Genomic DNA, 13,748 nt, shown 5'->3' with positions numbered 1-13,748 from the left:
AGAGGCCGGCACAGGCAATCACATCACGTTGCCTTTTTGAAAAAAATTCAATGGGGCTATTGACTTAGCTTCGCCACCTGCGTAAATTTCGCGGCCTCAGCGAAGCAAACGCAACAAGCAACATCGCGAGGGTGATTAGCTCAGCCGGGAGAGCATCTGCCTTACAAGCAGAGGGTCGGCGGTTCGATCCCGTCATCACCCACCACTTCCTGAGATGTTCCTGGAGCATCGGATTCGCAAGAAGCCGATAGCCAGAGAGGAACGCACTGCGCAGCGGTAGTTCAGTCGGTTAGAATACCGGCCTGTCACGCCGGGGGTCGCGGGTTCGAGTCCCGTCCGCTGCGCCATTTTTCAGTAACAGATGGGTGCCTAGCACCGGTCTGAAGCCACAAGGCGAACGCCTTGGGCTGATCCCAGTTTCAATCGGGCGCAAGCCTGAACGATACGCAGCGGTAGTTCAGTCGGTTAGAATACCGGCCTGTCACGCCGGGGGTCGCGGGTTCGAGTCCCGTCCGCTGCGCCATCTTCGTTTCAAGGTCCCTAGAACGCCTTGAAGCAAACACAAAAGAAGCGATCACGTTATCGCTTTTTTTGTGCCTGCCCTGAGGCCATTGCGCCGGAAGGGTAGACCCAGTTTTCAAACGGGCGAAAGCCTGAATGATACGCAGCGGTAGTTCAGTCGGTTAGAATACCGGCCTGTCACGCCGGGGGTCGCGGGTTCGAGTCCCGTCCGCTGCGCCATCTTCGCTTCAAGGCCCCATGAACGCCTTGAAGCAACGTTAAAGCGACCTTCGGGTCGCTTTTTTCGTTGGTGCACCTGGCAAATGCCCGGCCTTTGCCAGGCTTTACACCAACCTGACAGATTCTTCACCGACCAGCGGTTCCTGTGCCTGCCTGCTGTGTTGCACAATAGGCACTTTCCATATACCCGGAATTCGCAATGACCAGATCTTCCGTCTTTGGTGCGCTCGGGCTGGCCCTGGTGCTGGCGGGCGTGACCGGTTGTTCCTCGAAAAAAGCGGCCGTCTATGAGCACGAGAATTTCGATGACTCGGGCACCTTCTCACGCAGCTTCCCGGTGAGCGATGCCGGCTCTTGCGAGGCCGCCCGGCGTGCTTTGCTCAGCCAGGGGTACATCATCACCAGCAGCGGCGCCAACCAGGTGGTGGGTAACAAGAGCTTTCAGCAAAACAGCGAGAACCACCTGCAGATCAGCTTCAATGTCACCTGTGCACCGGACGTGAGCGACGACCAGCACTCGACCATGTTCGCCAACGCCCTGCAGGACCGCTATGCGCTGAAAAAGTCCAACACCTCGGCCAGCCTGGGCGTGGGGGTGCTGGGTTCGGTGTCGATGCCGATCGGCTCCAGTGACGACTCGATGGTCAAGGTAGCCAGTGAGACGGTGACTGCGGCGCAGTTCTATGACCGCTATTTCGCCTTGGTGGAGAGTTACCTGCCCAAGCCGAAAAAAGTGAGCAAGGCCAAAGTTGAAGAGCCAGCGCCGAAGGTTGAAAAACCGGCGGTTGACCTCGGGCTTCCGGAGCAGGCGGCGGCGAACCCGGTGGCCCCGGCTCCGGCAGCAGCACCGTTGATTGAAGCGGCACCTGCACCCGCGGGCGTAGCCCCGGCCAGCGAGGCGGCAGCGGCGCCGGTGGTGGATGACAGCCAGGGTTCGCAGCCGGTGGCCCCGCCGGCCGAAGCTGCACCCATACAGGTGCAGCAGGATGCCCAGCCGGCCGAACCTGCTGCCCCCTCCCTTTGATTGCGAGCGTGAAGCGCTACCCCCTGTGGGAGCAAGAGGCCGTAGCCCTGACGAAGGTGGCCAGGCAGTCCCCTCGTACTGCAGTGCAAGTCTTATGACGTGCCCGAGGCGTGGGCGTCACCGTTCTGTCTCATCAGTTGCCCAGGTTTCTCCTTGACCATGCAACCCAGTACAACGGTCAGCACGGTGGCTAAGCAAAGCATGAACGCCATGCCCATCAAACCGGCGCTGAACGAGCCGGTAACGTCTTTTAGCCAGCCGACAGCGTAAGGACCCACCAATCCGCCCAAGCTTCCTGTTGCGTTGATGAATGCAATGCCACCAGCGGCTGCTTGCTTGCTTAGAAAGGTAGAGGGAATACTGTAGAAGCAGGTACGTACGGAACACAGGCCGATGAGGGCAACTGTCAGCCCGAATAAAGCGGGCAGGAGGTCACTGTAGACCACCGAGAATATGAAACCGGCAGCCCCGGTGCCGCAGGTGAGTGCCAAGTGAAGGATATAGCGTCTTTTATGAGCAAGTACCTTGGCCCACAGCAGCATGGCAACACTGGCAATCATGTAGGGCGCGGCGGAGATCCATCCGATCTGCATGGTCGTCAGGTTATGACTCTTCAGAATTTGTGGGAGCCATACACCGATGCCCAAAATGCCGATGATGTAGCTGAACAGAATGCCTGCGAGCAACCAGACACGTGGGTCTTTGAGTGATTGGCGGAAGCTGTGCGCGCTTTTGGATTCGTGCTCAGCGTCCAAAACAGCTTGCAGAGCTGCTTTCTCTTCCATCGTAAGCCAGTTGGCATCTGCCGGTTTGTCGGCCAGCAGGCGTAAACACAAAAGGCCCAGGAAGCATGCTGGAAGCCCTTGGAGAACGAGCAACCATTGCCAGCCAGCGAAGCCCCAGATGCCATCCATTTGCAACATGGCGGCAGACAAGGGGCCGCCAAGAACGGACGACATAGGGATTGCGAACAGAAACCACGCCATAACCTTCGTACGGTAGTGAGCGGGAAACCACAAGGAAAGGAAGAAGATGACGCCAGGGAAAAATCCTGCCTCAGCAATCCCCGCGAGCAAGCGGATCACCGCATAGCTGGTGGGGCCTTGTGCCAGGGAGGTTGCGGCGGCAAACAGTCCCCACGTGATCATTATTCTGGCAATCCACCGTCGAGCCCCATATTTGTAGAGTGCCAAGTTGCTCGGGACTTCAAATATGCAGTAACCCAAATAGAAAATACCCGCTGCGAAACCAAACTGCGACGCGGTTAGCCCTAGGTCATCATTCATCGTTAGGGAGGCGAACCCGACGTTGGTGCGATCCAGATAGTTGAAAAAATAAGCAAGGGCCAAAAGCGGAACAAGCCGTAGTGCGGCTTTTTTACACGCGCGTATTTCCGCAGGATCTCTTTCCTGCGCAGTTGAAACAGTCAAGGTAGTCATCTGGCGACCATTATTTTTTTAGAGAAAGAGCTCGGCAGCATAGAGCAGCTAAAACTCAGACCGCCAAGACCTTTAGACCATGACTTGCCATACCATCACGGCATACGTTTGCCATGCCCTACAGGCATTGCACTCTATAAAGACAAAGCATTAGTGTTTTTTCGGATAATGAATAATATCGCTGGTCACGTTCCGGCCCTGGTGGGTATCCACTCTACCGACCAGAACAGAATTCTCATGTTTGGTCGTGGCGTCTGGCTTATGCTCAGGCCTTTCACACACCGCTTGGCTACCGTGCGGGTATGCCAGGCGTTTTTTTTGCCCGAGTTTCGTGGACGGTGCGGGGCATAACGGCTGTAGGCCTGCTTATCGCCGTCTGGAAGGAGCCATCGCGAGGATCGAACCTGAATGCTTACTCATCCTCAGGCAGACTAAGTGATGCACGGATGGCGTCTGCGAGGGTCAGGAGGATCGGCGCGTACCGTTCGATCACATTTTCCGGCGCTTCGGCGGTTGAGAGGCTGATGTTCAGAGCGTGTGTCTTGTAAACCGGGTGATCAAGCGGAGTCGCGATAGCAATGACCTCAGGCTGCCAAGAGGCTGCGCAATAGCCATTGGCTTTCACATCAGCAATCGCCGCTTCAATATCTCGCACCAATTGCCCCGCCTTGGCTTCGCATCGTCTCGAACTGAACAGCTCGATCAGCGGTCTTCGTTGCGCAGCGTCCAGAATCGAAAGGTAGGCCCTGCCCAGGGATGTCATATCCATGGGCAGCCGTTGGCCGGTCAGTACGTTTCGCGGGGATTTGCGTTTACTGAAGCGTATGGATTCCAGGTAGATCATCTCGTCACCGTCCGCTGCGGCAAGGCCAACATTCACTTGGTGTTCCCGAGCCACCTGCGCCATCAGAGGCGTAGCGACTTGAAGCAGGAAACTGCCGTGATACATGGAGTGAGCCATGGCCAATACCGAGGGCGCTAGCCTGTAGCCACCTGAAATGGTGTCGTAGTCGAGAAAGCCAGAACGAACGAGGGTTTGTGAAAGCCTGCTTACAGTTGATTTGGACAAACCTGTGGTTTCGCTCAGGTCACCGTTGGTGAGGTGCTCGCTGCCTGGCCTGAATGCACGAAGGATATCCAATCCGCGTTCTAGCGAGCGATTCAATGGTGCCTTGCCCTGCCCGGGAATGTAGGGGGAGGTTTTACCTCCCTCGCCTTGTACCAACAGGTGGAACGGTCGCGTTGTCATGAAAACCCCTCTCCCTCAGATTGCAAACAAGCTTGGCTCATCGCCGGGCGGTCAATCAACCCGAATAATAAGAGAGGTACCGCATGACGACTTCCCCGGAACTGTCGACGCCGATCGACCTTGCCGTTACCGACGGTATTGCAACGCTGACGCTCAACCGCCCAGAGGCGCGTAACGCCATCAGCGACGATATGCGGACTTTGCTCATCGATCACCTCGAGCATGTCGCAGCGGACAGCAGCATCAAGGCGCTGATCGTGACTGGCACTGGCAAAGGGTTCTGCGCGGGGGGCGACATCAAGGGCATGCAAGCCCGGATGAGTGCACCGGCCGGTTCGGTCGCCTTCAACGGTTGGAAGCGTCAGCAACGCGTCCATCACGCGGTATCGCTGCTTCATAACCTGCCTAAACCCACCATTGCTGCGGTCAATGGCGCGGCGACCGGTTTGGGCTGCGATATGGCCCTGAGCTGCGACTTCATCATCGCTTCCGAGCAAGCCTCGTTTGCCATGAGCTACATCGCCCGAGGACTGATCCCTGATGGCGGTGGTTTGTACTTCCTTCCCCGCCGTGTGGGGCTGAGCAAGGCCAAAGAGTTGATTTTCAGCGGCCGTACCGTTAGGCCATCCGAAGCACAGCAAATCGGCATGATCGACCGTGTGGCCGCGCATGAGAACCTTCTCCCGGAGGCTCAGGACTGGGCTCTGCAAATTTCTGCAGGTTCGGCAACCGCTTTGGCGCTGAGCAAGTCGATTCTCAACAACACCTTCGAGCTGACCCAGAGCCAGATTTTCTCCATGGGCAGTCAAGCCCAAGGTATCTGTTACACCTCCAGCGAGCATCAAGAGTCGGTCGCTGCCTTCCTTGCTCGCAAGGCAGAGCGGAGCTGAATCATGGACCAGATTGCACGCCTTCTCAGCCCCGGCAGCGTCGCCGTCATCGGCGCATCGGGTGATGCCCGGAAGACCTCTGGCCGTCCCATCGCATTTCTTCGCAAACACGGCTTCAAGGGCCGACTGTACCCGGTGAACCCGCGGTATGAAGACATTGACGGATTGCGCTGTTACCCCTCCGTGGAGGCTTTGCCTGAGGTGCCGGACGTCGCAATCATTCTGCTTGGGCCGGAGCGGGCCAACCAGGCTGTCGCCGAGCTGGCTGCTCGCGGCTGCCCAGCAGCAATCGTACTGGCGGGAGGTTATGGTGAGACCGGCACGACCGGAGCGCTACGCCAAGAGGAGCTCAAGGCAGCACGAGGCTCGATGAGAGTTCTTGGCCCTAATACCATCGGGCTGGTTAACCTCACGGAGCGCGTGACCCTGTCTGCGAGTGGTGCTTTGGACATGGACGAACTGCTCGCCGGCCACATCGCTGTGGTTTCCCAGAGCGGCGGTATCCTGGGGGCACTTCTCTCTCGCGGTGTCGCTGCTGGAATCGGGTTCTCGAAGCTTGTTTCGACCAGCAACGAAGTGGATCTGGACGTCGCAGATTTCGTTGATTACCTCGCTGATGATCCAGCCACATCGGTCATCGCGCTCTACATAGAAGGGCTGCGCGACAGCGAGAAATTCAGCCGAGCCGCTGGCAAAGCCCGCAATGCTGGCAAGCCAGTGGTGGTCTACAAGGTTGGGCGTTCCGAGGCAGGTGCCCACGCCGCCAATTCGCACACTGGCGCGTTGGCCGGCTCCGATGACTTGTACTCCGCTTACTTCCGACAGCTAGGTGTGATTCGCGTGGAGACCTTCGCCGATCTGCTCGATATCCCCTTTGCTTTGGCTAGCGGCAGACCGATGAATGGCCACCGTGTGGCAATCCTGACCTCGACCGGTGGCGCCGGGACGCTGATTGCCGATAACCTCGGCATGAGTGGTTTCGAGACGCCTGCACCTGGGCCGGAAACTGCTGAAAAGCTGCGCAACCTGGATATCGGTGACCAGGCAGTGCTCGATCGCAACCCTATCGATCTGACGCTTGCTGGCTTGCAGCCCGAGTTGATGCGCAGCGCCATCGGCATCCTGCTGGACAGTGATGACTATGATGCTGTGGTCAGCGTGGTTGGCTCATCGGGAGTCGCGCAACCCCATTTGATGGCGGACGCTATCCGCGACAGCCTGGCCAGCTCGGAGAAACCAGTCCTGGCTTACATCAGTCCGCACGCCCCCGCTGCGGCTCAGCGAATCAACGGTTCGGGGGGAGTGGCGTTCACCGCCCCTGAGAGCTGTGCCAGCGCGCTCCGGGCTTTGCTGATGCGCACCAAGTCAAGCCCGCCAGGCGAGCCTGGGGTCGCTCCATCTGCTGCTGAAGGTTCGACCCAAGCGCTGCCAAGTGGCCCGCTTGATGAAGCACGGAGCAAGCGCTTGTACGCGAGCTTTGGCATTCCTGTTACTCGAGAGCGGGTGGTGAAGAATGCCCTCGAGGCAGCGCAGGCTGCGCGTGAGCTCGGCGGGCATGTAGCCCTGAAAGTACTGTCTGAGCGGATCCCGCATAAGAGTGAAGTAGGCGGAGTGGCCCTGCATCAGTCTTCGGACACCGTCGGTGATTGTCTGGAACGGATGCGTGACAATGTTGGCGGTCATGTTGGCTTTACCCCGGAGTCGTTCCTTGTCCAGGAGATGGTCACTGGTGGGCAGGAGTTGATTCTCGGTTTCCATCGAGACCCTCAGCTCGGTCCGGCACTGCTGCTCGGAATGGGAGGCGTCACTGCAGAGCTTTTTCAGGATACGACTCTGCGTCTGCTTCCTGTAAGTGAAGATCAAGCCCGCGAGATGCTCAGTGAGCTGAAAACCTACCCACTTTTGGATGGCTTCCGAGGAATGCCGAAGGCAGATGTCGACGCTGCCGCCAGGTGCATCGCAGCGTTTTCGAAAATGGCCATGGCGCTCGGCGAGCGATTGGTTGAGGCGGAAATCAATCCGCTGCTTGTTCGCCCCGCAGGTCATGGAGTGGTCGCGCTCGATGGTTTGACGATCGTTGCATGAATACTGGCTGTTCCACTCTGTGGAACAGTCTCTTTGACCCTGTATTTCGCACTTGCATAATCAAAGAACGCTTCATTTCTGACTCATAAAAATAAGTAGGTCGCTATGAACACTCTCTATACCGCCTCTTCAAGGCCCAGCGCTCTGTCGACCACTTCGGTAGCGACGCTCGAGAATCTTGAGCTGAACGCCGCCTTGGTGCCGGGAGTATTGCCATGACCGCCGTGTTGAAAAGTGCCACCTCACCCGAGCCCATCGGCGCAAGAGCCGCCTCGCCGACGGTCATTTCATTTGAAGGGGTTTCAAAGTCTTTCACCGTGAAGGGCGTTGCCAAGCAAGCCTCACACAGTATCAATGTCGATATTCAACAAGGTCAGGTAGTAACCATCATCGGCCCCTCGGGCTGTGGCAAGTCCACACTGCTGAACATGGTCGCCGGGCTGTTTGCACCCACCACGGGTGAAGTGCTGTATCGGGGGCAGGCCGTTCAAGGCATCAACGGTCGCACTGGCTACATGACCCAAAGCGATCATTTGCTGCCATGGCGTGACGTGACCGGCAACATCGCCATTCCTCTGGAAATCCAGGGTGTCCCTAAAGCCAGGCGCCAGGCGCGAATCCGCGAACTGCTCTCCCTTGTAGGGCTCGAAGGGCATGAGAAGGCCTATCCCAGTCAGCTTTCCGGAGGCATGCGCAAACGCGCGGCCCTGGCTCGCCTGCTGGCTTACGATCCAGAAACCTTGCTGATGGACGAGCCGTTCGCGGCCCTCGACGCACAGTTGCGCATGCGCATGCAAACCGAACTGTTCAAGCTCAGCCGTCAGCTCAACAAAACCGTGTTGTTCGTGACGCACGACCTGGATGAGGCCGTTGCCTTGGGCGACCGTTGCCTGATCTTCTCTGGACGTCCAGGCACTATCGTTCGCGATGTGAATATCCCGCTAGGGGATGACCGCAACATTCTCCAGCTACGCAAGGACCCGCGTTATCACGAGTTGTGCGGCGACCTTTGGGAGTTCATCACTCCCTCCCATGACGCCTAAGGTCCTTCTTCCGGAGAGTTACGAACATGAAAATCTTCCTCGGCCGTGTCGCCATCTTTGCAGTGCTCTTTCTGTCGTGGCAATTCGCTTCAGGCCCCTTGATCGACCCGTTTTTCGTGAGTTCGCCATTGGAAATCGGGAGCCGCTTCATTGACCTGGTTGCCAGTGGTCGCCTGTTCTCGCATGGTTGGATCACCGTCGTTGAAACCCTTGCAGGCTTCTTTTTTGGTGCTTGTGCGGGTATATCGGTAGGCCTCATCCTCGGTCGCAATGAGCTTTTGGCTAAATTGCTCGACCCGATCCTTGTCTCGATTTACAGCCTGCCGAAAGTTGCGTTGGCACCGCTGTTCATCATGTGGTTCGGTATCGGCATCGAGATGAAAATCATCCTTACCGCCACCATCGTCTTCTTCCTGGTGTTCCTGAACACCTATAGCGGCGTTCGTGCCGTAGAACGCGAGCAGTTGGAAATTCTTCGGTTGATGGGTGCCAAAGAGCATCACCTGATCACCAAAGTCGTTCTGCCTTCGGCCATTCAGTGGGTCTTTACCGGCCTCAAGATGTCGGTGCCCTACGCGCTGATTGGCGCCATCGTGGGGGAGATCATGGCCGCCAACCGAGGTCTGGGTTATCTGCTGCAAGATGCCGCCGGTCAGCTGGATACGGCAGGGGTGTTTGCCGCACTGATTGCAATCATCTCGCTTGCACTGATCCTCCAAGCCGCTGTGCGCAAACTTGAAGCGTCCTTGATGCCTTGGAAAAAAGATCAAGAAGAACGTGAACTGTCCGTTTGATTGACACCAACACAACAACAAGAAGAAGAGGTCCTCGCCATGTCTATAAAAAGTCTGATCTCTGCGCTGGGGTTGAGCGTTGCCATGAGTGCAACCAGCTTTTACGCGCAGGCTGCCGAAACCGTTAAAGTTGCTCTGGGTACAGAGGGGTTCGTTCACATGCCCCTGTTTGTGGCTCTGGACGGCGGCCTGTTCAAAAAGCACGGGCTCGACGTCGAGCTGGTGAAATTCAAAGGTGGTGGCGCAGCGGCCTCTGGCCTTGCCAGCCGTTCGGTGGAGTTCTGCTCTTGTGCCACACAGAACGCAATCAATGCCAAAGTAAAAGGAGCGGATATCACCTTGCTGGGGCGCATGGTCGGCCAGTACGCAAGCAACGTGGTCATTCACAAGGACCTGGCTGATCGCCTCGGCCTGACGGCCGATTCCACCGTTGAACAACGCCTGGCCGCGTTCAAGGGGCTGCGCCTGGCGGTCAGCGGGGCAGGTGGCAGCGCTGATTTTCTGGTGCGTTTCCTGGGCCAGGAAGCCGGCCTGAATGCGGAGAAGGATTTCACCCTGCTGTATCTGAACAACGGCGCCGCCATGTTGGCAGCCTTCGGGCAGGACAAGATCGACGGTTTTGCTCTTTCATCGCCAGCGTCAGACAGCGCCGTAATCGACCATAAAGGCTACACGCTGCTCGACATGTCTGCAGGCATGGTACCGGAGCTTGATGGCTATCCGTCGATTGCCCTCAGTGCTCGCCGGCAGTGGGCAAACGAGCATCAGGACACCGTTAAAGCCTTCCTGGCAGCACTTGGCGACGCCACGAAGCTCATCAATGATCAGCCACAGGAAGCGATGAAGACTGTCCGCAGTCGCTTTGAAGGGGTCAACGATCAAGTGTACGCAGCCGCGTGGGAAAACAACCGTAAGTCGTTCCCGCAAACCCCTTACTTGACAGAGGAAGAGGTCGAACGCGCCATCAAGTTCCTGGGTGAAATCCAGCAAGAGAAAATTCCAGGTAAAGCTCACGACTACCTGACCCAGGTGCGCTAAATCCTTTGCGACCTTCTACCTGATCGACGCGGTGGCCCTGGACTGCTGCTGCGCCCGATCCCTTGTTTGGTAAGTAGTAATGATGATCAAGAATATGCCGCTCTGCGCGGCAGGGGTTGGCTTTGCCGTGTATCTGCCGCTTGCGGGCGCGCAGGGGTTCTTTGAGGACAGCAAAGCTTCGATGGAGCTGCGTAACTTCTACATGAGCCGAGATTTTCGTGAAGGCGCGGGTCAATCCAAGCGCCAGGAATGGGCACAAGGTTTCATCCTGCGCTATGAGTCTGGCTACACGCCTGGCGTTGTAGGTTTCGGCTTCGACGCGATAGGCATGCTCGGCATCAAACTGGACTCAGGGCCGGGTCGGTCGGGCACTGGTTTGTTGCCGGTCCAGGATGATGGGGATGTACCTGACAATTATTCCAAGGCCGGCGGTACCCTCAAGGTCAAGGTATCGGACAGCGAGCTTCGGGTCGGGACGTTGATTCCAAAATGGCCGACTTTGGCCTCCAACAATGGACGCCTTCTGCCCCAGACGTTTGACGGTGCCCAGATACAGATCAACGAGTGGAAAGCTCTGGAGCTTACTGGGGCGAAGATCCAGGACACTGTTTATCGCGATCAATCCGGTTCGACAGGGCTGGCACTGAACAGCAAGAACCGTCGGTTCAGCGGTCCTCTTGATGGCGGTGATTTCAACCTGATGGGGGTGAGGTACCACGCTGACGATGCAACGGATCTGTTGGCTCAGTACGCGGTCCTCGAAGACGTCTACACCCAGCGATTCTACGGACTGACCGATCGCAGAAAGGGCGAGTGGGGCTCTTTCACAAGCGATGTGCGCTTCTTCGATAGCGACGATGAGGGACAAGCCCGCGGTGGCCCTATCGACAACCGTGCGCTCAGTGTCATGGGTACCTACAAACTGCGTGGCCACTCCTTTGGTCTTGGCTACCAGAAAATGTCGGGTGACTCGGCATTCCCATATGTGGATGGCACCGACCCCTACCTGGTGAACTTCGTTCAGATTGGCGACTTTGCCGAGAAGGACGAGCGCTCGTGGCAAGCTCGCTACGACTTCGACCTTACGAGCGTGGGGATTCCTGGGTTGTCCTTCATGGCTCGTTACCTGAAAGGCAGTCAGGCTGATGTACGCGGTGTGGACTCGGGTTCGGACCGCGAACGTGAACTCGACGTTGAGTTGCAGTACGTGTTGCAGAGTGGATCGCTGAAGGGCCTGAGCATGCGTCTGCGCAGCGCTACCTACCGCGCTGACTTCGCTCGGGATGCCGATGATGTGCGGGTGATTGTCAGCTATCCACTGTCGCTTCTGTAATCAATGTCCTTCACCAGGAGAGAAACGATGAACTCCCTCGTAGCGTATCAACGCGAAGGTGATGTCGGTTTGATCATCATCAACAACCCGCCAGTCAATGCCCTCTCTCGTGAGGTCCGTGCGCAGGTACTGGCGCGATTCGAGCAGGCGTCGAGTGACGCTGCTATCCAGGCAATAGTCATCTTGTGTGAAGGGCGTACCTTCATCGCCGGTGCCGATATCAAGGAGTTTGACCTGCCGTTGCAGGCGCCCCACCTGCCGGACGTACTGGCGGCAATCGAACGCTCGCCCAAGCCTGTCATCGCTGCGATGCATGGTTCGGTCCTGGGTGGTGGGCTGGAGCTTGCGCTTGCCTGCCATTACCGCATCGCAGCGCCAGGCACTCAGTTTGGGCTACCCGAAGTCAGTCTGGGCTTGATCCCTGGTGCCGGGGGAACGCAACGCCTGCCACGCTTGTGCGGAATGCAGGTGGCCGTCGATATGGTGGTGGGCGGGGAGCAGATCAGTGTTGAACAAGCATTGGCGGTCGGATTGCTGGATCGCCTGGGTCGCTCGTTCGTGTTCGAATCTGTTCTTGAATTCGCCAAAGAGATTGTCGGGCAGCCCATACCGCGCTCTGGTGAGCAGAGCGTGGCTGCATTCGATCCCAATGTTATCCAGCGAAGGTCGCAGGCGATTCTTCGCAAGGTCGCTGGGCAGGAAGCACCACCTCTTGCGCTCCAGGCACTGCAAGCAGCTTGGCAGGTGCCCTTCGATGAGGGCATGGCGCTGGAGCGGGAGCTGTTTATCTCGCGACGTCAAAGCGCTCAGGCGCGTGCCTTGAGGCACGTGTTCTTCGCCGAGCGTGATCTTGCCTCGCGCCGCCGCGCGTTGGCCAAACAAGCCCCGGTACGCACCGTCGGTTCGGTTGCGGTGATCGGGGCGGGCACAATGGGCAGCGGCATCGCGCTGTGTCTGGCCAACGCGGGCATCAAAACACTGATGATCGACACTCAGCCCCCGGCACTTGATCGTGGGCGGGCGACGATCGAGCGCTACTATGCCAGTGCGCTGGAGAAAGGCCACCTCTCCCCGGAACAGGCGGCTGAGCGTGCCGGCCTTATCCGTTACGAAGGAAGCCTTGAGCAGGTCGTGGATGCGGATCTGATCATCGAGGCAGTTTTTGAAGACCTGTCTGTCAAGCAAGACGTTTTCCGAGAGCTCGATCGTTTTGCCAAGCCTGGGGCGATCCTGGCCACCAACACGTCGTACCTCGATGTCGACGCGATTGCTGGGGTCACTGATCGTCCAGGTGACGTTATCGGGATGCACTTCTTCAGTCCCGCTCACATTATGAAACTGCTCGAGGTTGTGAAAACCGCTCACCTGCAACCGGATGTGCTGGCTACCGTGCTGCAACTGGGTGGCCGGTTGGGCAAGACTGCGGTTGCGGTTGGAAACTGTTACGGCTTTGTCGGGAATCGGTTGTTGGCCGTCCGTGAGCGCGAAGCGACATTCTTGCTCGAGGAAGGCGCATCGCCAGAGGATGTCGACCGAGTGCTGCGTGGCTTCGGCTTCCCTATCGGCCCGTTCGAGCTCCGTGATTTGGCTGGCGTTGACATCGCTTGGCTGAACAGGAAAGGCCGGGGGGCGCACCTCGGGCAGGCTGAGCGTAGTTGCAATCTGATTGAGCAACTGCACGAAGCAGGCCGTCTCGGCCAGAAAACCGGGGCGGGTTATTACCGATACGAAGAGGGTCAGCGCAAGGGGTGTCCTGATCCTTTCGTTGCAAAAATGCTCGTTGAACACCGGCATGCAAGGGGGCTGGAGCCTCGTGTCGTCTCGGACGATGAGATCCTGCAGCGGTGTTTGTTCGTGATGATCAACGAAGCCGCGCACATGTTGGAACAAGGCATTGTCGATAGCCCAAATGACATCGATCTGGTCTGGATTCATGGTTATGGATTCCCGCGCTATCGCGGCGGGCTTCTCTACCACGCAGATCAGGTCGGGCTGGCGCGGATAAGCGAAGCTCTTGAGCAATGGTCTATCGAACATCCAGATCGGGAGTTGCATGTCTGCGCTTTGCTACAGGCCAGAGCGAAGAACGGCGTCTCCCTCAGCGAAACCTGA

General features: G+C 57.8%; 10 protein-coding genes and 4 tRNA genes. 12 read left to right on the top strand and 2 right to left on the bottom strand.

Annotated elements, in window-relative coordinates; genetic code table 11:
- The first annotated feature begins 129 nt into the window (after window positions 1-129).
- From ACF8RA_RS24030 to ACF8RA_RS24010, 5 genes are all read left to right on the top strand, one after another.
- Window positions 130-205 (top strand) — tRNA-Val (locus ACF8RA_RS24030).
- 65 nt (window positions 206-270) lie between these two features.
- Window positions 271-347 (top strand) — tRNA-Asp (locus tag ACF8RA_RS24025).
- Window positions 348-446: 99 nt separating this feature from the next.
- Window positions 447-523 (top strand) — tRNA-Asp (locus tag ACF8RA_RS24020).
- Between the two features lie 141 nt (window positions 524-664).
- Window positions 665-741: transfer RNA gene (locus ACF8RA_RS24015), tRNA-Asp, on the top strand.
- Window positions 742-940: 199 nt separating this feature from the next.
- The gene (locus ACF8RA_RS24010; RefSeq protein ID WP_392519645.1) at window positions 941-1,765 is read left to right on the top strand and encodes a DUF2242 domain-containing protein; all 825 of its coding nucleotides are present in this window, start codon (window positions 941-943) and stop codon (window positions 1,763-1,765) included.
- A gap of 92 nt (window positions 1,766-1,857) precedes the next feature.
- On the opposite strand, the gene ACF8RA_RS24005 is transcribed toward ACF8RA_RS24010, so the two are convergent.
- Window positions 1,858-3,204, bottom strand: coding sequence for an MFS transporter (locus ACF8RA_RS24005; protein WP_392519644.1), 1,347 nt, complete (start codon window positions 3,202-3,204; stop codon window positions 1,858-1,860).
- A 412-nt stretch (window positions 3,205-3,616) separates the two neighbouring features.
- Entirely contained in the window at window positions 3,617-4,453 is an 837-nt protein-coding gene (locus ACF8RA_RS24000; protein ID WP_392514219.1) for an IclR family transcriptional regulator, read from the bottom strand.
- A gap of 83 nt (window positions 4,454-4,536) precedes the next feature.
- Between ACF8RA_RS24000 and ACF8RA_RS23995 the strand changes: the two genes are divergently transcribed.
- The 7 genes from ACF8RA_RS23995 to ACF8RA_RS23965 all read left to right on the top strand — a co-directional run bounded on the left by ACF8RA_RS23995 (window position 4,537) and on the right by ACF8RA_RS23965 (window position 13,748).
- The gene (locus ACF8RA_RS23995; protein WP_176684516.1) at window positions 4,537-5,343 is read left to right on the top strand and encodes an enoyl-CoA hydratase/isomerase family protein; all 807 of its coding nucleotides are present in this window, start codon (window positions 4,537-4,539) and stop codon (window positions 5,341-5,343) included.
- A gap of 3 nt (window positions 5,344-5,346) precedes the next feature.
- Complete coding sequence (locus ACF8RA_RS23990; protein ID WP_392519643.1) at window positions 5,347-7,428, top strand: acetate--CoA ligase family protein; 2,082 nt, start codon at window positions 5,347-5,349, stop codon at window positions 7,426-7,428.
- 215 nt (window positions 7,429-7,643) lie between these two features.
- Complete coding sequence (locus ACF8RA_RS23985; RefSeq protein ID WP_176684514.1) at window positions 7,644-8,471, top strand: ABC transporter ATP-binding protein; 828 nt, start codon at window positions 7,644-7,646, stop codon at window positions 8,469-8,471.
- Between the two features lie 26 nt (window positions 8,472-8,497).
- A complete protein-coding gene (locus ACF8RA_RS23980) occupies window positions 8,498-9,265 on the top strand; it encodes an ABC transporter permease (protein WP_176684513.1) in 768 nt (255 codons plus the stop codon).
- A gap of 39 nt (window positions 9,266-9,304) precedes the next feature.
- Entirely contained in the window at window positions 9,305-10,303 is a 999-nt protein-coding gene (locus ACF8RA_RS23975; protein ID WP_176684512.1) for an ABC transporter substrate-binding protein, read from the top strand.
- A gap of 82 nt (window positions 10,304-10,385) precedes the next feature.
- Window positions 10,386-11,636 carry an OprD family porin gene (locus ACF8RA_RS23970; RefSeq protein ID WP_392461024.1) on the top strand — a complete coding sequence of 417 codons (1,251 nt, stop codon included), beginning with the start codon at window positions 10,386-10,388 and terminating at the stop codon, window positions 11,634-11,636.
- Between the two features lie 27 nt (window positions 11,637-11,663).
- The gene (locus ACF8RA_RS23965) at window positions 11,664-13,748 is read left to right on the top strand and encodes a 3-hydroxyacyl-CoA dehydrogenase NAD-binding domain-containing protein (protein ID WP_392514217.1); all 2,085 of its coding nucleotides are present in this window, start codon (window positions 11,664-11,666) and stop codon (window positions 13,746-13,748) included.

The sequence above is a fragment of the Pseudomonas sp. FYR_5 genome (genome assembly GCF_043106315.1).
Lineage (GTDB): Bacteria > Pseudomonadota > Gammaproteobacteria > Pseudomonadales > Pseudomonadaceae > Aquipseudomonas > Aquipseudomonas putida_Y.
This window is presented reverse-complemented; position numbering and strand designations above follow the sequence as displayed.